The organism is Microbacterium sp., from assembly GCF_030149085.1.
GTDB lineage: Bacteria > Actinomycetota > Actinomycetes > Actinomycetales > Microbacteriaceae > Microbacterium.
This window is the reverse complement of the sequence record NZ_JASBSF010000126.1, coordinates 11,310-30,917: the sequence shown is the minus strand read 5'-3', so window position 1 is coordinate 30,917 and position 19,608 is coordinate 11,310. Positions and strand designations below refer to the sequence as shown.

At 67.6% G+C, this 19,608-nt stretch carries 16 protein-coding genes and 1 pseudogene; 5 read left to right on the top strand and 12 right to left on the bottom strand.

The window, feature by feature from the left end; genetic code table 11:
- Together Q1V87_RS05215 and Q1V87_RS05210 are read left to right on the top strand one after the other, a co-directional pair.
- On the top strand, positions 1 to 694 hold a 694-nt coding region (locus tag Q1V87_RS05215; protein WP_300591131.1), incomplete at its 5' end, for a purine-nucleoside phosphorylase.
- Positions 694 to 2,358, top strand: coding sequence for a phospho-sugar mutase (locus tag Q1V87_RS05210; RefSeq protein ID WP_300591130.1), 1,665 nt, complete (start codon positions 694 to 696; stop codon positions 2,356 to 2,358). The genes Q1V87_RS05215 and Q1V87_RS05210, both read left to right, overlap by 1 nt.
- Before the next feature lie 96 nt (positions 2,359 to 2,454).
- On the opposite strand, the gene Q1V87_RS05205 is transcribed toward Q1V87_RS05210, so the two are convergent.
- The 6 genes from Q1V87_RS05205 to Q1V87_RS05180 all read right to left on the bottom strand — a co-directional run bounded on the left by Q1V87_RS05205 (position 2,455) and on the right by Q1V87_RS05180 (position 8,150).
- Positions 2,455 to 3,603, bottom strand: a complete 1,149-nt coding sequence (locus Q1V87_RS05205; RefSeq protein WP_300591129.1) for a mannitol-1-phosphate 5-dehydrogenase — start codon at positions 3,601 to 3,603, stop codon at positions 2,455 to 2,457.
- 13 nt (positions 3,604 to 3,616) lie between these two features.
- The gene (locus Q1V87_RS05200) at positions 3,617 to 4,054 is read right to left on the bottom strand and encodes a PTS sugar transporter subunit IIA (RefSeq protein ID WP_228177532.1); all 438 of its coding nucleotides are present in this window, start codon (positions 4,052 to 4,054) and stop codon (positions 3,617 to 3,619) included.
- Positions 4,055 to 4,160: 106 nt separating this feature from the next.
- Positions 4,161 to 5,849 (bottom strand): PTS mannitol transporter subunit IICB, encoded by a 1,689-nt coding sequence (locus tag Q1V87_RS05195; RefSeq protein ID WP_228177531.1) that lies wholly within the window; start codon positions 5,847 to 5,849, stop codon positions 4,161 to 4,163.
- Entirely contained in the window at positions 5,846 to 7,534 is a 1,689-nt protein-coding gene (gene ptsP, locus Q1V87_RS05190) for a phosphoenolpyruvate--protein phosphotransferase (protein WP_300591128.1), read from the bottom strand. The genes Q1V87_RS05195 and ptsP overlap by 4 nt, the downstream gene beginning before the upstream one ends.
- A gap of 2 nt (positions 7,535 to 7,536) precedes the next feature.
- Positions 7,537 to 7,812, bottom strand: a complete 276-nt coding sequence (locus Q1V87_RS05185) for an HPr family phosphocarrier protein (protein ID WP_228177529.1) — start codon at positions 7,810 to 7,812, stop codon at positions 7,537 to 7,539.
- Between the two features lie 20 nt (positions 7,813 to 7,832).
- Entirely contained in the window at positions 7,833 to 8,150 is a 318-nt protein-coding gene (locus tag Q1V87_RS05180; RefSeq protein WP_228177528.1) for a PTS sugar transporter subunit IIB, read from the bottom strand.
- A 196-nt stretch (positions 8,151 to 8,346) separates the two neighbouring features.
- Here Q1V87_RS05180 and Q1V87_RS05175 point away from each other — a divergent pair, with 196 nt between their 5' ends.
- From Q1V87_RS05175 to Q1V87_RS05165, 3 genes and pseudogenes are all read left to right on the top strand, one after another.
- Positions 8,347 to 10,254 (top strand): PTS sugar transporter subunit IIA, encoded by a 1,908-nt coding sequence (locus Q1V87_RS05175; RefSeq protein WP_300591132.1) that lies wholly within the window; start codon positions 8,347 to 8,349, stop codon positions 10,252 to 10,254.
- Positions 10,255 to 10,368: 114 nt separating this feature from the next.
- Positions 10,369 to 11,060, top strand: a pseudogene (locus Q1V87_RS05170) (alpha/beta hydrolase).
- A gap of 383 nt (positions 11,061 to 11,443) precedes the next feature.
- Positions 11,444 to 12,301, top strand: a complete 858-nt coding sequence (locus tag Q1V87_RS05165) for a type IV toxin-antitoxin system AbiEi family antitoxin domain-containing protein (RefSeq protein ID WP_292729530.1) — start codon at positions 11,444 to 11,446, stop codon at positions 12,299 to 12,301.
- 249 nt (positions 12,302 to 12,550) lie between these two features.
- On the opposite strand, the gene Q1V87_RS05160 is transcribed toward Q1V87_RS05165, so the two are convergent.
- The 6 genes from Q1V87_RS05160 to Q1V87_RS05135 are packed head-to-tail and all read right to left on the bottom strand — an operon-like array spanning position 12,551 to position 19,513.
- A complete protein-coding gene (locus tag Q1V87_RS05160) occupies positions 12,551 to 13,666 on the bottom strand; it encodes an adenosine deaminase (RefSeq protein ID WP_300591127.1) in 1,116 nt (371 codons plus the stop codon).
- Positions 13,667 to 13,716: 50 nt separating this feature from the next.
- The gene (locus Q1V87_RS05155; RefSeq protein WP_292732952.1) at positions 13,717 to 15,015 is read right to left on the bottom strand and encodes a thymidine phosphorylase; all 1,299 of its coding nucleotides are present in this window, start codon (positions 15,013 to 15,015) and stop codon (positions 13,717 to 13,719) included.
- Positions 15,012 to 15,413, bottom strand: coding sequence for a cytidine deaminase (locus Q1V87_RS05150; protein WP_292732950.1), 402 nt, complete (start codon positions 15,411 to 15,413; stop codon positions 15,012 to 15,014). The genes Q1V87_RS05155 and Q1V87_RS05150 overlap by 4 nt, the downstream gene beginning before the upstream one ends.
- Before the next feature lie 16 nt (positions 15,414 to 15,429).
- Positions 15,430 to 16,692 carry an ABC transporter permease gene (locus Q1V87_RS05145; protein ID WP_292725909.1) on the bottom strand — a complete coding sequence of 421 codons (1,263 nt, stop codon included), beginning with the start codon at positions 16,690 to 16,692 and terminating at the stop codon, positions 15,430 to 15,432.
- Complete coding sequence (locus Q1V87_RS05140; RefSeq protein WP_300591126.1) at positions 16,689 to 17,999, bottom strand: ABC transporter permease; 1,311 nt, start codon at positions 17,997 to 17,999, stop codon at positions 16,689 to 16,691. Before Q1V87_RS05140 ends, Q1V87_RS05145 begins: the two co-directional genes overlap by 4 nt.
- The gene (locus Q1V87_RS05135; RefSeq protein ID WP_292725905.1) at positions 17,996 to 19,513 is read right to left on the bottom strand and encodes an ABC transporter ATP-binding protein; all 1,518 of its coding nucleotides are present in this window, start codon (positions 19,511 to 19,513) and stop codon (positions 17,996 to 17,998) included. The genes Q1V87_RS05140 and Q1V87_RS05135 overlap by 4 nt, the downstream gene beginning before the upstream one ends.
- Between the last annotated feature and the right edge of the window lie 95 nt (positions 19,514 to 19,608).

Genomic DNA, 19,608 nt, shown 5'->3' with positions numbered 1-19,608 from the left:
CAAGGCAGCCGACCTCATCGGCGAAACCGTCGCGACGATTGCGGCGACGGATGTCACGGGCTTCAGCAAGCCGGCACTGGAAGGGCACGTGGGGTCGCTGCGCAGCATCCGCACCCCCAAGGGCAAGCACGTGCTCGTCATCGGCGCGCGCACCCACTACTACGAGGGTCACGGGCCGCGCCGCGTCGTGCACAGCGTGCGCACCGCAGCGGCGACCGGCGCGAAGACAATGGTGCTCACCAACGGTGCTGGCGGCATCAAGCCGTCGTGGAAGCCGGGTCAGCCCGTGCTCATCAGCGACCACATCAACCTCACTGGCGCGTCCCCCCTCGAGGGCGCGACCTTTATCGACCTCACCGACCTCTACTCGCTGCGGCTGCGAGACGTTGCCCGGATGGTGGATCCGACCCTCGACGAGGGCGTGTACTGCCAGTTCCGCGGCCCCCAGTACGAAACTCCGGCCGAGGTCCGGATGGCAAGGACCATCGGCGGACACATCGTCGGGATGTCGACCGCCCTCGAGGCCATCGCCGCGCGCCAAGCCGGCATGGAGATCCTCGGGTTCTCGCTCATCACGAACATGGCTGCCGGCATCCAGACGACCCCGCTCAGCCACCAAGAAGTGATCGAAGCCGGTAAAGAAGCCGAGCCGGTGATCTCGGCGCTGCTGGCGCGCGTCATCGGCGAGCTGTGATGGGGCTGATCGACACCGCCCGGGCCTGGCTCGAGCAAGATCCCGATCCGGTCACGCGGGAAGAACTCGCCGCGCTGTTGGAAGCAGCGGATGCCGGTGACGCCGCTGCGCTAGGCGAGCTCGACGATCGCTTTGGCACTCGCCTCGCGTTTGGAACCGCGGGTCTGCGGGGCGCGCTGGGAGCCGGACCGAACCGGATGAACCGCGTCCTGGTGACACAGGCCGCGGCGGGTCTTGCTGGGTATCTGCGCGAGCGAGCCGGGGCTGACGCCACCCCTCGCGTGGTCATCGGGTATGACGGACGTCGGAACTCCGATGTCTTCGCTCGGGACTCGGCGGAGATCTTCGCGGGAGCGGGGTTCGACGCCGTACTGCTGCCCCGGCTGCTCCCGACTCCCGTGCTCGCGTTCGCCGTACGCCACCTGGATGCCGCAGCCGGTGTCATGGTGACGGCATCGCACAATCCGCCCGACGACAATGGCTACAAGGTGTATCTCGGCGGCGCTGACGCCGGGTCGCAGATCGTGTCGCCAGCGGATGCCGAGATCGCGGCTCACATCGACGCGGTGGCTGGTGACGACATCCGTGATCTGCCGCGCGGCTCGGGGTACGAGATCGCGCCGGAGTCCGTTGTCGACGCCTACGTCAAGGCTACAGCGGCGGTCGCTCCCGCGGGTCCCGGAGCGGACGGGATGCGGTGGGTCTACACCGCGATGCACGGTGTGGGATGGGAGACGCTTGCGCGCATCCTCGATGTTGCCGGATACCCGCCACCGACGCCGGTGGCCGCCCAGATCGCGCCAGACGGGCGGTTCCCGACCGTGTCGTTCCCGAACCCCGAGGAGCCCGGGGCGATGGACCTCGCCTTCGAGACGGCTCGGGAGGTCGGAGCGGAGTTCATCCTCGCCAACGACCCCGATGCCGACCGCCTGGCTGTCGCGATTCCCGACCCGGCTGCTGCGGAGGGATGGCGCCGGCTGACCGGTAACCAGATCGGCCTGTTGCTCGGGTGGCGCGCGGCGCGGGCGGCGGATGCGGCATCCGGCGCAACCCTCGCCTGCTCGCTGGTGTCTTCACCAGGCCTCGCTGCCGTCGCCGAGCACTACGGGCTGGGCTTTGCGGCAACCCTCACCGGGTTCAAGTGGATCTCCCGTGCCCCGGGAATGATCTACGGGTTCGAGGAGGCTCTCGGCTACCTCGTGAACCCCGAGACCGTACGCGACAAGGACGGGATTTCGGCGGCGGTCGCGATGCTGGGGATGATCGCCGAAGCGCGAGCATCCGGTCGCACGGTCGGTGACCTGTTGGCCGAGTTCGACGAGACATTCGGCGCGTTCGCCAGCGACCAGATCTCGCTGCGGGTGAGCGATCTGTCGCTGATCGGCCGGATGATGTCGGCGCTTCGGGCAGCTCCCCCGGCGGCGATTGGCGGCGTGACGGTGGCGCGCATTGACGACCTGCTGCACGGGGTCGACGGCCTTCCGCCCGGCGACGTGCTCCGCCTATGGCTCGAAGACGGGTCTCGCATCATCATCCGGCCCAGCGGCACCGAGCCCAAGCTCAAGGTGTATCTCGATGTTCGCGCAGAGACGGCCGACGCGGCATCCACCCGCCTGACCGATCTGGCCGCCGGCGCGCGCGACTTGCTCGCCGCCGTCAGCTGACGGGGCCGCAGCCAACTCCTCGAATCCGGGTCCGGGGCGCAGCCGCGGCGCCGCGAACGCGCGGTTTGCCGGCGATGTTGAGGAGTTGGCTGCGGGTCACAGCTGGCGCTGGCGGGCGTGGACGACCTCGAGAAGGTCGACGAACAGCGGATGCTGGGGTGTCAGGCCCGTGATCCGAGTCACGGCGGCGGCGGCATCCGTATCGCGAAGCAGCTGCTGCAGCTCCTGGGACTGCGGGTCGTCGGGGTCGTCGAACTCTAAGGCAGCACCGACAGCCGCCAGCAGTCCCGACACCGACATCCCCCGCTCCGCGGCCTCAGCGGCAGGGCCGATGAATCGCTCGTGCCGCGACAGCTTGCGCAGCGGCTGGCGCCCGACCCGACCGACGGTGTCGGGCAGCGCAGGGTTCTGGAATCGCCGCAGGATCGTCGCCCGATAGTCGGCGAGCTCTTCGACGGGCAGTTCGTGCTTGGCCGTCAGAAGCGCCGAGGTCTCTTCGAGGGCCGCGATCACCTGACCTGCGATCGCTGGGTCGGCGAGAGTCTGCGCGATCGTCACGTGCCCGGCGCGAGCGCCGAGGTACGCGGCTGCGGCGTGCCCGGTGTTGACGGTGAAGAGCTTGCGCTCGATGTAGGGCGCGAGGTCGTCGACGAAGTGGGCGCCGGGAATCTGCGGCGGGTCGTCGCCGAACGGCGGCCGCTCGATGGCCCATTCGAAGAAGGGCTCAACGGTGACATCCACCCCGGCACCCTCAGGCTGCGCCGGCACGATTCGGTCGACGGCGGTGTTCGCGAAGACGGCCCGGGCCTGGAGGTCAGTCCAGCTCTCCCCCGCGGCTGCGGCGACCTCATCCCGCAGCAGGTCGGTTGCGTTGATGGCATTCTCACACGCCATCACGTGGAGCGCCGCCTGCGAGGCCTCCCGCGCGGCGAGCCCTGCGGCGATGTGCGGGGCGACGAATCGAAGGACAGTCGGACCCACAGCGGTCGTTACCACGTCGGCCGTCGCGATCTCAGCCACGAGAGCATCGGGGTCGGTGGCGGAGTTGATCGCCCGAAACCCCGTCACCGTCTTGTCGACACCACCCTCGCCGACCTCGTGGACGGTATACGAGGATGCCGCGTTGATCGCATCGACCAGGGGCGCCGCGACATCCGAGAACACAAGCTCGTAGCCGCCCTCGTGGAGGAGCAGCCCGACGAAGCCGCGTCCGATGTTGCCCGCGCCGAAGTGGACGGCCTTCATGACTGCCTCCTCCTCAGACGCCGGCGGCGGAGACGATGGCGAACAGGTCGTCGCTTGTCGCGGCAGCCTTTAGTCTTGCGACGTCATCCTCGTCGGAGAACAGGATCGCGATCTGCGACAGGATCTCGAGGTGCTCATCGCCGACACCGGCGATACCGACGACGAAGGTCACGGTTTCGCCGTCCCAGTCGACGCCGCCGTCGTACCTGACGACGGACAGGGCCGACGCGAGGATGGCGTCCTTGGCGTCGTTCGTGCCGTGCGGGATCGCAAGCTCATTGCCCATGTAGGTCGAGACGGTCTGCTCGCGGGCAAGCATCGCGTCGTAATACGCCGAGGTCACTGCTCCGGCAGCGACCAGAAGATCTGCCGCCTCCCGGATCGCTTCGTCCCGCGTTGCCGAGCCCGCATGAATCCGCACGCGGTCGCTCGTGAGAACCTCACTGGTCATAATGAAACCTTCCTCCCCGGGAAAATTGCCGTCTCGTCGCATACGGGTGACGAGACGAAGGACGAGGGTGCGGGGCGGCCTGCGCCGCCCCGCACCGACTCATCGGTTATGCACCATCCTGGTGCTGGTCGCGGACCAGCTCCACAACCTCGTCGTACTTCGGCGAGTTCATGAAGTTGTCGACCGACACATGTACGGCATCCGGAGTCTTCTGCCGGGCCCGGTCGGTGAGCTGGTTCTGCGTGATCACCAGGTCGGCGGAAGCATCCAGATTCGCGATCGCCTTGTTGGTGACCGTGACATCGGTGATCCCCGCCTTCGTGATCTTGTTGCGCAGCACGCTCGCGCCCATTGCAGATGACCCCATACCCGCGTCGCACGCGAACACGATGTTCGAGATCTGCTTGGTTTCGAGACGTCCGCCGCTGGCGAGACCCCCCGTTGCCCGAGCGGTCTCTGCCTCGTCGTACGCCTCGTCGGCGTCGCCTGCGGCGCGGGCGTCAGCACCAGCGCTGGCGCGAAGACCAGCGAGCGCAGCCGACTCCTTGCCCTTGTTGGCCTCGGTCTGTGCGATGGCGGCGCTGAGGTCGCCGCCGAGCCCCGCTTCGAGGTCGCGCTTACGGCTTGCGCGCAGCATGATCCCTGCGAGCAGGAACGTCACTGTGGCAGCAAGAATCACCGAGAGATAGACCACCAGAAGGTTTCCGACTCCCGGACCGATTGCGGCAAAGGTGACGGCGATGATGCTTCCCGGAGCGGCTGGGAATGCCAGCCCTCCCTGCAGAAGCATGTTGGTCGCGACTCCAGTCGCGCCACCCGCGATGAGCGCGAGGATCGTGATCGGCTTCGACAGCGCGTACGGGAAGTAGATCTCGTGAATGCCGCCGAAGAACTGGATGATGATCGCGCCGGGAGCCGAAGCCTTGGCCGCGCCGACACCGAAGAAGGTAAACGCCAGGAGGAGTCCGAGACCGGGTCCGGGGTTTGCCTCGATGAGGAACAGAATCGACTTGCCGGTCTCGGCTGCCTGCTCGATCCCCAGCGGCGTGAAGACACCGTGGTTGATGGCATTGTTCAGGAACAGCACCTTCGCCGGTTCGACGATGATCGACACGAGCGGCAGCAGGTTCACCGAGACGAGCCAACCGACCGCGCCACCAAGGACTGCGCTGACGCCGAGCATGACGGGGCCGAACACGAAGAACCCGACGATCGCGAGGATCATTCCGAGGATGCCGGCGGAGAAGTTGTTGACCAGCATCTCGAAGCCGGGCTTGATCTTGCCGTCCCAGATCCGGTCCATCCACTTGGTCATGAGAGCAGCGAACGGGCCCATGATCATGGCACCGAGGAACATCGGGATGTTGGTGCCGACGATGACACCCATGGTCGCGATCGTCGCGACCACACCACCGCGCTCGCCGTAGACCATGCGACCACCAGTGTTGGCGATCAGAAGCGGCAGCAGGTAGACAATCATCGGGCCGACGAGGCCGACATACGAGAAGAAGTTCCCGCCGTCACCTTCGGCCAGCTGCACCATTGCGCCCTGCCAACCGATGAGAGCCTCATCGCCGCCGGAGCCGATGATGTCTGAGACGGGGTACCAGTGCCAGCCGAAGGGGCTGTCGGGGCCGAAGAAGCCCGACGGGATGAAGAGCATCGTAATGAAGCCCCAGGCGATGAATGCCGCGATGTTCGGCATGATCATGCCCGAGAGGAAAGTGCCGAATCGCTGGACGGCGACGCGTGCCCGCCCAGGATCCTTCGCCGTTCCAGGCGACGTCGTTGTCATTGCGTTCTCTCTTTCTGTGAGTCGGAGGCTGCGTGTGCAGCCTCCCGTGCGGTTGCCGCGTCAGTTGCGGCCAGCGCGGCCTCAGCGATGCGCCGGGCATCGTCGAGGGAGTAGGTGAGCAGGGTCGCGCGCACGTCGGCGAGCGCGGTGGGTGCCATCGAGAGCGAGGTGGCTCCGAGCCCGACGAGCACGACAGCCAGCAGCGGGTCGGCTGCCGCTTCGCCGCAGATGCCGACGGGCTTGCCCGTCCGCGCGCCGGCTGCGCCGACCTCGCGGATGAGGCGAAGGACCGCGGGATGCCACGGATCCTGGAATCCCGCGACCGAACCGAGCAGGCGGTCGGCGGCCAGGGTGTACTGCGTCAGGTCGTTCGTCCCGATGGAGGCGAAGTCCGCGTGCGCGAAGATGTGCTCGGCAAGGAGAGCCGAGGAGGGCACCTCGACCATGACCCCGGCGGTGCGGATGCCGTACTCCCGCGCGAGCGCGGTGAAATAGTCGGCCTCGTCCACTGTGGACACCATGGGAGCCATGACCCACAGGTCGGCCCCGGAGCCGGCCTTCTTGGTCTGCGCGTCTGCCTCGGCGAGCGCAGTGAGCTGTTCGCGCAGGATGTCCTCGCTGGCCCGCAGCGCCCGAAGGCCACGGAGGCCCAGCGCCGGGTTCTCTTCGTGCGCGTCGTTGAGGAAAGGCAGCGGCTTGTCGGCGCCGGCATCCAGCACCCGCACGACAACCTTCTTGCCGGCGAACGCGGCGAGGAGTTCCGCGTACGAGGCGCGCTGCTGCTCGACAGTGGGCGCCGAACTCGCGGAGAGGAACAGGAACTCGGTGCGGAACAGGCCCACGCCTTCGGCCCCGAGTGCCACGGCTTCGGCAGCTCCGGCGGGGTTGCCGAGGTTCGCCAACAGCGGCACCGCTGTCCCGTCGGCGAGAGCGCCGTCGGTGATCGGGGCACCCGCGGCGGCTGCTCGTGCGTTCGCCCGGTTCTCGGCCCGGGTGAGCTCATCGTCGGAAGGCTCGGTCGTCACGGCGCCTGCGGCGGCATCCACGATCACGGTCTCGTCGTCGGCCAGCTCTGCAGCGCCTGCAACGCCCACGACCGCGACGATGCCCTTCTCACGCGCGAGAATCGCGGTGTGCGAGGTCGGGCCACCCTCCGTGGTGACCAGCGCCAAGACCTGATCGAGGTCGAGCAGGGCGGTGTCGGCCGGCGCGAGGTCTTTGGCGACAAGAACGAACGGATGCCCCGGGTCGGGCACTCCCGGTGCGGCAACACCCTGCAGCCGAGCGATCACGCGCTGGGCGACATCGTCGAGGTCAGCGGCGCGCTCACCGAGGTAGCCGCCGACCGCCTCCAGCTGAGCACGGAACGACGCAAACGCCTCGTGCACGGCACGCTCGGCGGTCTTGCCCTGCGCGAGCGACGCATCTACCTCGTCGGTGAGCGTCGGGTCTTCGGCCATCATGGCCTGCGCCTCGAGCACCTCCTGAGCCGCTCCCCCGGCCTGCTCTCCGCGCTTCTCGAGCTCGCGCGCGACGGCGGCTAGCGCCTCCTGCACCCGCGCGCGCTCCTCGTCGGCCCCGATGGCGCTCGGGTTGTCATCAGGTGCCGGCAGGGGTGCCGCCATCCGCGCGACCGGCCCGTGGGCGACGCCCAGGCCGATGCCGACTCCTCGCAATTGCGCCATGATCAGGCGGCGTCGTGGTCGGTGGTGAGCAGTTCGCTCAGGGTGTCCAGCGCCGCCTCCGCGCCCTCACCATCCGCGGTGAGGGTCACATAGTCACCGTGTTCGACACCGAGCGAGATCACGCCGAGGATGCTCGCCGCGTTCACCGGAGCCCCGGCATCCTTGGCGATCGTGATCGGGATGCCGGCGTCCTTCGCGGCCTGGGCGAACAGCTTCGCGGGCCTGGCGTGCAGGCCGTGCGACGAGCCGATGCGGACCGTGCGGGTGATCTCGGACATGGTTCCCTCCCTGGAACGGGCTATTCGGTGACGGATGCGGCGCGAGCCGCGGTGGCAAGCTGAAGAATCCGCGAACCGTCGCGATCCTCGAAAGCATCGGGCGGAAGGAGCACCGCGATCGACTCGTGTGCGCTGGCCACCGTGCGGATCCGCTGAAACTCGGACTCGAGATGAGGACCAACAAGCACGATGTCGACGGGCTCGGTGATACCCGCGAGAGTGTCCTCGGTACCCGCAGCGACCTCGACATGAACGCCACTGGCCGCGGCTGCGCTTCGCAACCGCTGGGCGACGAATGTGCTGGACGCTCCTGCGCCGCAGATCACCAGGATCCTCATCGACCCGCCTCCTTCGAAATCGATTCTTGTGAGAACGCTGAGAGCCAACAACCAGTCCTTTTTCCGCGGGGGCGGAAGAGCGTTTCCGCCGGCGTAGCCCTGCGCGCGCGCTCGGCGTGGTTGACTGACACGGTCGAGGACGCGCCCGGTGCGACCTCGCGCGAGGAGTTCGGTGACACGACCACGACAGGATCGGATGTTGAGCCTGCTCGTCCGCGAGGGCGAGTGGGTCACCGCCGCGACCCTCGCTGACGCCCTGGGGGTCACGCCGCGCAGCATCCGTTCGTATGTCACCGCTGTCAACGCGCGCGTGCCCTCCGGCGCCGCTATCGAGTCGGGTCCGTCGGGGTATCGTGCCGGGATCGACGCCGCAGCTGCGCTCCGGGCGTCGGCGGCAGCTGACGCCGGCACACCACGGGACCGGCTTCACACGCTCGTCCGAGCGCTGCTGAACGACCCCGAGGGTATCGACGTGTTCGAGACCGCCGACGCGCTCCACGTCAGTCCTGCAACGCTCGAAGCGGACCTCGGTCGGGTCCGTAGCCTCCTGGGAGGCACCGGCATCACCCTTGAGCGCTCGGCCTCGACAGCTCGCCTGCGCGGCGCCGAGGTCGCGCAGCGCCGCCTGCTGAGCTCCCTCGCTCACGACGAGATGGAAGCGGGCCCGTTCGACTTCGATGCGCTGCGCCGCTCCCTGGGCGGATCTTCCATGGGCGCCAACGTCTTCGGGCCGTTCAAGCCCGCACTGGTTGCTCGAATGGGCGAGCTCGGCTACTACGTCAACGAGTTCGGCATCGCGGATGTGCTGATGCACATCGCCATCACAGCCGACCGGGCATCCCAGGGCCGCTCACTTGAGGGGACCACCGGCTCACCGATCTCCGAGGATCGTCGTGCGGTCGCCGAGGTTCTCGACGCCCTGGTGCGCGAGCACATCGGGGTCGATCTGGGGCACGGAGACCTCGACCATCTGGCGATCCTCGTCCTGACGCGGGTCGTCGCTCCGGGCGCTGCAGCACCGAGCGAGCGAGCGCGGGAAAACCTGGATCCTCAGCTCGAACAGGTGGTTCGCGAGATCGTCCAGGACGCGGCATCCGAGTTTCTCGTCGACATCGCGCACGAAGACTTCGTCGTGCGCCTCTCCCTTCACGTACAGAACCTCCGGCAGCGTGCCGCGGCTCAGGCCTGGTCGCGAAACCCCCTCACCCGGTCGCTGAAGACGAGCTACCCGATGGTGTTCGAGGTCGCTGTTTTCATCGCGGGGCAACTCCACGAACGGCTCGGCATCCCGCTACTCGATGATGAAATCGCCTACATCGCCATGCACGTGGGCGGACGGCTCGAGCGCAGCCGCCGCAGCGAGCAGCTGCTCACCGCGACAATTGTCTGCCCTGGGTACTACGAACTGCATGAGCTGCTTCGGTCGAGCGTCGATCGCTCTCTCGGCCGCGCGATCGAGGTCGTCGGTGTCGACACGCGCGCGGACCCCGACTGGGAGGCGATCCACACCGACCTCGTGCTTTCGACGATCGAACCGCCCACACCGTCGGACCGAATCGTCAGGGTGCAGCCGTTCCTCACCGAGAGCGACGTCGATCGCGTTCAAGCGACTGCGAGCCGCATCCGCCGCGGGCGACGCCTGGCGCGACTGCGCGCAGACCTCGCACGGTACTTCGTCGCGGGCGCGTTCAGTCGTGAGCTGGCGGCAGCCGGCAGCGAGGAAGAAGCCATCAGGCTGCTCGGCGCACCCCTCGTCGCAGAAGGCGTCATCGACCAGGACTACATCGAGCGCGCGATCCACCGTGAACAGCTCTCGTCGACAGCGTTCACCGATGCCCTTGCCGTTCCCCACGCCATCGGGATGACGGCAACTCGCACGGCGATCTCTGTCGGGGTCTCGGAGAGCTCGATCGCCTGGGGCGATTCCCGCGTCCAGGTGGTCGCACTGGTGGCGTTTTCGGAATCAGACCGCGCCGCATTCCAGACCGTCTTCGAGCAGTTTGTCGAAGTGTTCTCCGAGCGCGAGAGCGTGCAGCGCATCGTACGCCGAGCGACCGACCTCGCGGGGTTCCTCGACGAGTTGGCGGCAGTCATCGACGGCTGATTCCGCCGCGGCTTACTAGGCTCAGAGGGTGGATGCCGACCCTGCCCCGCCCCGCGACGCCGACGCTCCCGCGCAGCGCGCATCATCGGCTGGATCGCGGCAAGTCTCGGCATCCTGCTGATCGTCGCCGTCATCGGGATCGTCATCTACTCGCAGGTAGGCGTCATGGCGGCAGAGCCCGAGCCGCTCGCCGCGGTGAAGGCCGATCCGGCGACCGCGATCACCGGTGATTCGGCAGCCATCGTGCTCGCGCCCGTCGAGGGTGAGACCGGCGACTGGTGTTCATCCCCGGCGCGAAGGTCGACCCGTGGGCGTATGCCGCGAAGCTTTCGGGCATCGTCGAGTCGGGCACGACAGTAGTGATCACAAAGCCGTGGTTGAGTCTGGCGTTTTTCGATCTGAGGCCGCTGGACGCGTTCACGAGCCTTGCCCCGGATGTCGACACCTGGGCCGTCGGCGGTCACTCACTCGGCGGGGTTCGCGCGTGCCAGCTCACCGAGAGTGCCCAGGCCCTGATCCTGTTCGCGTCCTACTGCGCGAACGACCTCAGCACGTCGGGGCTTCCGGTGCTCAGCCTCGCCGGAGAACTCGACGGGCTGTCCACGCCCGAGAAGATCGCGAATGCCCGCCCGCTGCTCCCGGCGGGTGCCGACATGGTCGAGATCGCGGGCGCCGCGCACTCATCGTTCGGCGACTACGGCCCCCAGCCGGGCGACGGCACACCGACCATCTCGGATGCCGACATGACCGAGACCCTCACCTCCGAGGTCGACCGTATCTTGCAGACGCAGGTCGCGGGCGGCTGACGCCCCCTCGGACCGGGAGCCACTTCGTCGACGGCTCCTGCGGCGATTGTGGCTAACTCCTCACATCCGGCGCGCCTGCGGCACATCATGTCCGCTCGCGCCCTGACCTGACGGCGATCTTGAGGAGTTAGCAACGGCCGACCGTCGAGCGGCGCATCCACCACCGACCGCCACGGCCGCAGCGAACTCCTCCTATTCGCCGCGCCGTGGGCCGGTTCGACCGCGCAGCACCGGCCGCGGCCGTCAGTTTTGAGGAGTTAGCAACACTCGGCGGACAGGCGCCGCGGCGAGAACCGATCCTCCCCACCTCGCCTCTCAGCTCCGGTCTCCCCAGCCATCACATCCGTCGGCCACCCTCCCCCGCACGACGGTTGACTGCCGCCATGCCGAACGCTGCGAGCGCGACATCCCCAGCCCTCCGCCATCGGATACTCGAGACCTCGGACCTCCGCGCGCACGGCCTGTCGGAACGGCGCATCAGGTTGTTGGTCGATTCCGGGCAGCTGCTTCGCGTGCGGCGCGGCAAGTACCTCGCCGTCGATGTACCACCGTGCCTCTCCGAAGCGGCACGCCTCGGAGGCCGGCTGGACTGCGTCTCTCTGCTCCGCGAGGCAGGCGTCTTCGTCGCATCCGACCCGCCGCTCCACGTCCAGCTCGACAATGGCGCGAGCCGGCTGCCCGCGCGCCCGCACCACGTCGTCGCACACTGGCGCGCCACTGGAGCTCATCGCTGTTCCCCCATCGCGCCCTGGGTTGAGGCCCTCGCGCAGGCCTGCCGGTGCCAGGACCCGCGGTCCGCGATCGCGACGCTCGACAGCGCATGGCATCGGGGACTTGTCGACGAAGCAGAACTGCGGGAGGTATTTACTCGTCTTCCGCTGCGTTACCGAGCACTCCACGGGCTCCTCGATCGACGGGCGGAGTCCGGCACCGAAACGCTCATGCGACTCATCCTCCGCACGCTCGGATGCGACATCCGTGTGCAGCAGAGCGTTCCCGGGGTGGGGCGGGTCGACTTCATCGTCGATGGCTGGCTGATCATCGAATGCGACAGCGAAGCGCACCACGCGGGCTGGGACGCTGCTAAGCGCGACCGGCGCCGCGATATGACGGCCGCGGCTCTCGGATACACGACGATCCGACCGATCGCGGAAGACATCCTGCATCACCGAGATGAGCTGACGACGACGCTTCGCGCGATCATCGAGCGCGGTGATCCGGTTCGTGCTCGTCGTCGCTAACTCAGCAAAGCTGACCGGATTCTGCGGGCTCGCGGGATCCGCGGATGCCTGAATGGCTGGTTTTGAGGAGTTAGCTGCGCCGATGGCCATCGCCGCCCGTCCGCATCCAGCGCCGGCAGGACCGGCGGCGCCCCCGCCAACGCTCACGCTGTCGCTAACTCCGCAGAACCGCGCGGAATGCCGCCACCCGGCCCCTTACCGACCGTCGATGCGGCCAAACCTGAGGAGTTAGCGACTCCGTGGCCCGACTTAGCGGTCGAAACCCTCGCCGATGAGTTCGATGAGTTCCTCGCGCTCCTCGACGGGCAGGAAGGCGCCTGCCGCGGCGTTGAGCTGGAAGACTTCGAGGTCATCGAGGTCGTACTCGAAAGCGTCAGCGAGCAGGGCGAGTTCGCGGGTCAGCGATGTCCGGCTCATCGTGCGGTTGTCGACATTGACCGTCACCGAGAAACCCAGCTGGTAGAGCAGGTCGAAGGGGTGATCGGCGAGCTCCTCGCCCCACTTTTCGATCGCTCCGGTCTGCAGGTTGGAGCTCGGCGAGAGCTCGAGTGGGATCTCGCGGTCGCGCACCCACCGAGCAAGGTCGCCGAACTGCACCAGCACCTCGTCGCCCGCCCGCGAGACGACATCGAGGTCTTCCGCGATGCGCACCCCGTGGCCCAGGCGCAGTGCCCGCCCATCGAGCAGAGCCGAGCGAATCGAGTCCAGGCCGGCAGCCTCACCCGCGTGGACCGTGACCGGGAAGAACTCGCTGGCGAGGTAGTCGAAGGCCTCACGGTGGCGCGCGGGGAGGAATCCGTCTTCGGGGCCGGCGATGTCGAACCCGACGGCGCCGCGCTCACGCCACTGAACGGCCAGCCGCGCGATCTCCAGGGACCGGTCGGTGTGGCGCATCGCGGTGATCAGCTGCCCGACACGGATGTCGTGACCTGCCTGCTCCGCGGCATCCTCGCCCTCTTCGATGCCGTCCTGCACGGCCTCGACGGCCTCCTCGAGCGACAGCCCGCCCGACAGATGCTGCTCGGGAGCCCACCGCACCTCGCCGTAGATGACACCGTCGGCGGCGAGATCCTCGACGAATTCCCGAGCGACGCGGGTGAGTCCCTCGCGGGTCTGCATGACCCCGACGGTGAGATCGAACGTCTTCAGGTACTCGACGAGCGAACCCGAATCGGAGCGCTCCGCGATCCAGTCGGCGAGATCATCCGCCGTGTCCTCGGGGACCTCGAGCCCTGCCTCGTCGGCAAGCTCGAGGATCGTCGCCGGCCGCACACCGCCGTCGAGGTGGTCGTGCAGCGACACCTTGGGGAGCTTGCGGATCGACATCCCCTGCAAGACGTGGTCACCGTGCTGATCGATCGACATGAGGGCTCCTGAGTGTGGGGATGGCGGGCGCGGGGAAGAACGAAGGATGCTCAGGCGGTGATGCGCTCGAGGACGATGGGTGTGCGCGAGAGCTCGGCGTCACCAATCTCCCACGCGTTCTCGAGCGCGTCCAGTGCACGAGGGAAGCGAGCCGCATCCTGCGCCGAGAGTGTGAACAGCGGCGCACCGGCGGCCACCGAATCGCCCGGCTTGACGTGCAGGTCGATGCCTGCTGCGTGGATGACGGGATCTTCGGCGCGCGCTCGCCCAGCCCCCAGACGCCACGCGGCGACACCGAACGGCAGGGCCTCCATGCGGGTCACAACCCCAGCGCGAGGTGCGGTGACGGTGTGGGTCTCGCGCGGGGCGGGAAGCTCGGCATCCGGGTCCCCGCCCTGGGCGAGGATCATCGCGCGCCACGAGTCCATGGCGCGTCCATCGGCGAGCGCCGCCTCGACGTCAGCATCCGGCTGGCCCGCCAATGCGAGCATTTCTCGGGCCAGAGCGAGGGTGAGTTCCACGACGTCGGCAGGTCCGCCGCCTGCGAGCACCTCGACGGATTCCCTGACCTCGTTCGCATTGCCGATCGCAAGGCCGAGCGGCGTGTCCATGTTGGTCAGCAGCGCTGTCGTGGCCACCCCGGAGTCAGTGCCCAGCGCCACCATCGTGCGTGCGAGTTCGCGGGCACGATCCACGTCGCGCATGAACGCACCTGAGCCGAACTTCACATCCAGCACGAGCGAGTCAGTGCCCTCGGCGATCTTCTTCGACATGATGCTCGAGGCGATGAGGGGGATGGCCTCGACGGTGCCAGTGACATCGCGCAGCGCATAGAGCTTCTTGTCGGCAGGAGCAAGGCCGGATCCGGCGGCGCAGATCACGGCACCCACGTCCCGCAGCTGCGCCGTCATCTCCTCGTTCGAGAGCGCCGCGCGCCAGCCCGGGATGGACTCGAGCTTGTCGAGAGTTCCGCCGGTGTGCCCGAGGCCTCGCCCCGACAGCTGCGGCACGGCGACGCCGAAGGATGCCACCAGTGGCGCGAGCGGCAGCGTGATCTTGTCACCCACCCCGCCCGTCGAGTGCTTGTCGACGGTGGGCTTGCCGAGTCCCGCGAAGCTCATCCGCTCCCCCGAGGCGATCATCGCGTCGGTCATGACCCGGATCTCGTCACGCTGCATGCCGTTGAGGAGCGTGGCCATCGCGAACGCTGCCATCTGCGCGTCAGCGACGTATCCGCGGGTGTAGGCGTCGACCATCCACCGCAGTTCGGGTTCGGGAACGGCGCCTCCGTCGCGCTTGATACGGATGACGTCAACGGCGTCGAACGGCTCCATCGGCGCCTCGGTCATGCGCGTACCTCCTCGAGGTCGCGGGGCCCGAAGGCATCCGGGAGCACTTCATCGATCGTGCGGATGCCCGAGACGGTGTGCAGCAGCATCCCGGGTGCGGAGTGCTCGTAGAGGAGCTGTCGACACCGACCGCACGGCATGATGATCTCCTCCGCACCGTTGACGCACACGAAGGCAGTCAGCCTGCCGCCGCCGCTCATGTGCAGTGCCGAGACGAGTCCGCATTCAGCGCACAGTCCGACACCGTACGAAGCGTTCTCGACGTTGCAGCCCGAGACGGTCCTGCCGTCATCGACGAGCGCTGCCGCTCCGACCGAGTAGTTCGAGTACGGGGCGTAGGCGCGGCGCATGGCCGAGATTGCCTCGGTGCGCAGCCTGTCCCAATCGATGTCTGTCATGCGGGTCCTCCGAGGCTCAGCTCTTGATGTAGGGCTTGCCCGCGGCGGCAGGTCCCCTGACCTGACCGGCGAAACCGGCCACGGCGATGATGGTCACCAAATAGGGCAGCATGAGCATGAACTCCCCCGGGATCGGGGTCTTGAGCACCGTCAGCAAGTTTTGGAGGTTGGTCGTGAACCCGAACAGCAGCGCCGCGAGCGTCGCCCGTACCGGGTCCCAGCGTCCGAAGATGACCGCCGCCAGGGCGATGAAGCCCAGGCCCGCGGTCATCTCTTTGCCGAACTGCGGCACCGAGACGAGAGTGAAGTAGGCGCCCCCGATTCCCGCGATGGCCCCCGCGAGCAGGACGTTCCAGAACCGGGTCGGATTCACACGGATGCCGACAGTGTCGGCCGCCTGCGGATGCTCACCGACAGCTCGCAGCCGCAACCCCCAGCGCGTCCGATACAGCCCCCAGGCCACGACAGCGACCGCGACGTACATCAGGTACACGATGAGCGTCTGGTTGAACAGGACCGGCCCGAGGAGCGGGATGTCGCTGAGAAGGGGAATCGCGATCGGCGCGAACCGCTCAGGGCTGTTGAGCAGGTCCTCGTTCGGCACGAGCAGCGCACCGAACAGGAATCCCGTGACTCCCGTGACGAGCACATTGAGCACGACACCGACGATGACTTGCTCGACGAGGTACTTGATGGCGAAGGCTGCCAGGACGAAGGCGACCATCGCCCCGCCGAGCATCGCGCCGACAAGGCCTACGAGCGGACTGCCGGTGAGGCTTGACAGCACGGCAGCCGAGAACGCCCCAAGTAGCAGCTGGCCCTCGATGGCCACGTTGACGACGCCCGCGCGCTCTCCGATGACACCGCCGAGCGCGCCGAACACGAGCGGCACCGAGAGCGAGATGGCCCCCACCAGGAGGCTCGTGAGCGGCACGAGCCCGTCGGCTCCGGCCCAAACAAGAAAGGCGGTGATCGCGAGCACGCCGAAGGGGATCGTGAGCCACAGCGGGACGGTCCGGTACGCCCAGGATCGCAGCGCGGCCAGCGCCGTCAGCACGACCATCACCGCGACGAGGATCCAGCTCGTCACCGCGGTGGGCACCTCGACGCGCGCCGACGATGCGCCGCCGAAGTCGAACGTGGTCACGCCGTCACGGGGAAGAGCGAGCAACAGGAGTGCCAGCATCGCCGCCGCGATGGCCAGGACGATCGGCACCTTGAGATGACGTTCGCGGACTGTCATGAGCGCGTCCGGGCTCTTCGGCAGCGTCGCGCTCATGCCGTCACCGCCTTCTTCGCGGACTTGGCTCTGGCTGCGGCGGCCTTCTCCTCCTGCGTCTTCGGGAGGAAGAAGATCGCGCGCAGCAGCGGGGGCGCGGCGATGAACAGCACGATCAGGGACTGGACGACGAGGACGATGTCCACGGGGATGCCTTGCGCCTGCATCGAGAAGGATCCTGCCTTCAGGGCGCCGAACAGGATACCTGCGGCGAAGGTGCCCCAGGCCCGGCTGCGACCCAGCAGTGCGACGGTGATGGCGTCGAAGCCGATGCCAGCATCGATGTTCGCGGTGAACCCGGTCGTGACGGCGCCCTGGATCTGGTTCATGGCAGCCAAACCCGCGAGGCCGCCCGCGAAGAGCATTGCGTAGACATAGATGCGTTGCACGCTGATGCCCGCAGCCCGGGCCGCGTGGGGGTTCTCTCCCACGGCCCGCATCCGGAGCCCGAGCGCCGAGCGCTCTACGAGCCACCAGACGAACACGGTCGCTGCGATGACGATGACAAAACCCCAGTCCAGAAGTGGGAACCCTTCACCGAACAGGGTCGGGAACTGCGCGGCCTCCGGAGTCGCCGCCGAGATCGGCTGGTTGGTTCCCGGTCGCTGCAGCAGTCCCGGGGTGCGGATCATCCACAACAGGAGGTAATACGCCACGTAGTTGAACATGATCGTGAGGATGACTTCGTGCGCGCCGGTACGCGCCTTGATGAGTCCCACGATCCCGCCCCAGATCGCACCGCCGAGGATGCCGGCCATCAGCGTCACCGACAGCTGCAGCCACATTGGCAGGCCCAGGTTGTAGGTGAACAGTGCGGCGAAGATCACGCCGACGAGCATCTGGCCGCGGGCACCGATGTTGAACAGACCGACTCGGAACGCGAGCGCGACACCGAGTCCCGCGGCGATCAGCGGGGCGGCGGTGCCCAGCGAGTTCGTCAGTGGCCGAATCTGGGTCGCGAAATCATCAGCGCGGTAGTTGAACACGGCGCCGCGCAGAAGCGCGTCGTATCCGCCCACCACTGCGTTCCACACGGCGACGACAGTGTCGCCGGGACGGGCGAAGAAGTAGGCGGATGCCGCCTGCACGTCTTCGTTGGTGAAGGCGATCAGCACTCCCCCGACGATCATCGACAGCACGATCGCGAGGATGGTCATGACGGCGTTGCCGCGAAGCAGGTCGGTCAGGAACGCGTTCACGCGCGGCGGCGCGGGCTGCGGGTCCACGAGGGGCCCCGTAAGGTGCGGGAGCTGCTCGGGAGGCAGACCCTTCGTGGAATCCTCGGCACCCGGTGTGGCACCACTCATGCTGCTGTCCCTTCGGAATCGGCGACCCCGGCCATGAGCAGACCGAGCCGGCTTCGGGGGGTATCGGCGGAAACGATGGCCATCAGCTTGCCTCGGTACATGACGGCGATGCGGTCGGCGAGCGCGACGACCTCGTCGAGCTCGGTCGACACGACCACGACGGGGACACCACTGTCGCGGGTCTCGATGACCCGTTTGTGGATGAACTCGATCGACCCGACGTCGACGCCGCGCGTGGGTTGCGCCGCGATGAGCAGACGCAGCGGCCTGCTCAACTCGCGGGCGATCACCACCTTCTGCTGGTTCCCGCCCGACAGCGTACGCGCGGGCGCTTCGGCTCCCTGCGTACGGATGTCGTACTCGTGGATGCGATCGCGGGCGAAGCGGTCGCGCTCCGCCGCCCGGACCGTTCCAAACCGAACGAACTCGGGATCGGAGGTGCGGTCCAGGATGAGGTTCTCTGCAACCGAGAACGGCCCGACGAGGCCGTCCACCGTGCGGTCTTCGGGCACGAAACCGACGCCGGCATCGAGGATGGCGTGAACGCTCTTGCCCGTCAGCTCGACACTGTCGAGTCGAATCGACCCCTCGACGCGCGCGGCGAGTCCCATGATCGCCTCGACGAGCTCGGTCTGCCCGTTGCCCTGCACTCCGGCGATGGCGAGGACTTCCCCGGGGTGCACGTCGAACGACACGTCGTCGACGACGATGGCGCCGTGCGACGTGATCACGCGAAGGTCCCGGACCGCCAGTCCCCCCTCACCCGGCCGGGCCGGCGCCTTGTGCACCGTGAGCTCGACGGCCCGGCCCACCATCATCGATGCGAGTTCCTCGTTGGTCGCGGTGGGTTCCGCTTCGCCGACGACACGACCAAGCCGGATGACGGTAATGGCGTCGGCCACCTCGCGCACCTCACGCAGCTTGTGCGTGATGAAAACGATTGCGGTGCCCTCGTCCCGCAGCTGACGCATGATGGCCATCAGCTCGTCGGTCTCTTGGGGGGTAAGCACTGCCGTCGGCTCGTCGAAGACGAGAACCTGGGCGTCTCGCGAGAGAGCCTTGATGATCTCGACGCGCTGCTGCACTCCCACCGGCAAATCGCCGACGACGGCATCCGGATCGATGTCGAAGCCGAACCTCTCGGCAACCGCGCGCACGTGGTCGCGCGCCCTCGACAGGTCGAGCATCCCGCCGAACGTGGTTTCTTCGTGGCCGAGCATCACGTTCTCGGCGACGGTGAAGACGGGGACGAGCATGAAATGCTGGTGCACCATGCCGATTCCCGCCGCCATGGCATCGCCCGGACCGCGGAACCGCCGCGGGGCGCCATCGAGCAGGATCTCGCCCTCGTCGGCCTGATAGAGCCCGTAGAGGACGTTCATCAGGGTCGACTTACCGGCGCCGTTCTCGCCCAAAAGCGCATGGATCTGTCCCGGCTCAACGACGAGGTCGATGCGGTCATTGGCGACGAGGCTTCCGAACCGTTTGGTGATTCCTCGGAGCTCAAGCTTCATATCTGCACCCTACTCAGCCGACGCGGTGCGCGAGAGCAGCGCGCCCGGAAATGGGTTCGGGGCGAACAGCGCCTCAGCGCTGCTCGCCCCGAACG

Bases quoted from the DNA above. Each gene is read 5' to 3' on its own strand.
- Q1V87_RS05180 (WP_228177528.1), bottom strand. From the start codon at position 8,150: ATGAGGATCCTGGTGATCTGCGGCGCAGGAGCGTCCAGCACATTCGTC.
- ptsP (WP_300591128.1), bottom strand. From the start codon at position 7,534: ATGGCGCAATTGCGAGGAGTCGGCATCGGCCTGGGCGTCGCCCACGGG.
- Q1V87_RS05140 (WP_300591126.1), bottom strand. From the start codon at position 17,999: ATGAGTGGTGCCACACCGGGTGCCGAGGATTCCACGAAGGGTCTGCCT.
- Q1V87_RS05185 (WP_228177529.1), bottom strand. From the start codon at position 7,812: ATGTCCGAGATCACCCGCACGGTCCGCATCGGCTCGTCGCACGGCCTG.
- Q1V87_RS05160 (WP_300591127.1), bottom strand. From the start codon at position 13,666: ATGTCGATCGATCAGCACGGTGACCACGTCTTGCAGGGGATGTCGATC.
- Q1V87_RS05150 (WP_292732950.1), bottom strand. From the start codon at position 15,413: ATGACAGACATCGATTGGGACAGGCTGCGCACCGAGGCAATCTCGGCC.
- Q1V87_RS05155 (WP_292732952.1), bottom strand. From the start codon at position 15,015: ATGACCGAGGCGCCGATGGAGCCGTTCGACGCCGTTGACGTCATCCGT.
- Q1V87_RS05135 (WP_292725905.1), bottom strand. From the start codon at position 19,513: ATGAAGCTTGAGCTCCGAGGAATCACCAAACGGTTCGGAAGCCTCGTC.
- Q1V87_RS05210 (WP_300591130.1), top strand. From the start codon at position 694: ATGGGGCTGATCGACACCGCCCGGGCCTGGCTCGAGCAAGATCCCGAT.
- Q1V87_RS05165 (WP_292729530.1), top strand. From the start codon at position 11,444: ATGCCGAACGCTGCGAGCGCGACATCCCCAGCCCTCCGCCATCGGATA.
- Q1V87_RS05205 (WP_300591129.1), bottom strand. From the start codon at position 3,603: ATGAAGGCCGTCCACTTCGGCGCGGGCAACATCGGACGCGGCTTCGTC.
- Q1V87_RS05195 (WP_228177531.1), bottom strand. From the start codon at position 5,849: ATGACAACGACGTCGCCTGGAACGGCGAAGGATCCTGGGCGGGCACGC.
- Q1V87_RS05145 (WP_292725909.1), bottom strand. From the start codon at position 16,692: ATGAGCGCGACGCTGCCGAAGAGCCCGGACGCGCTCATGACAGTCCGC.
- Q1V87_RS05200 (WP_228177532.1), bottom strand. From the start codon at position 4,054: ATGACCAGTGAGGTTCTCACGAGCGACCGCGTGCGGATTCATGCGGGC.
- Q1V87_RS05175 (WP_300591132.1), top strand. From the start codon at position 8,347: ATGTTGAGCCTGCTCGTCCGCGAGGGCGAGTGGGTCACCGCCGCGACC.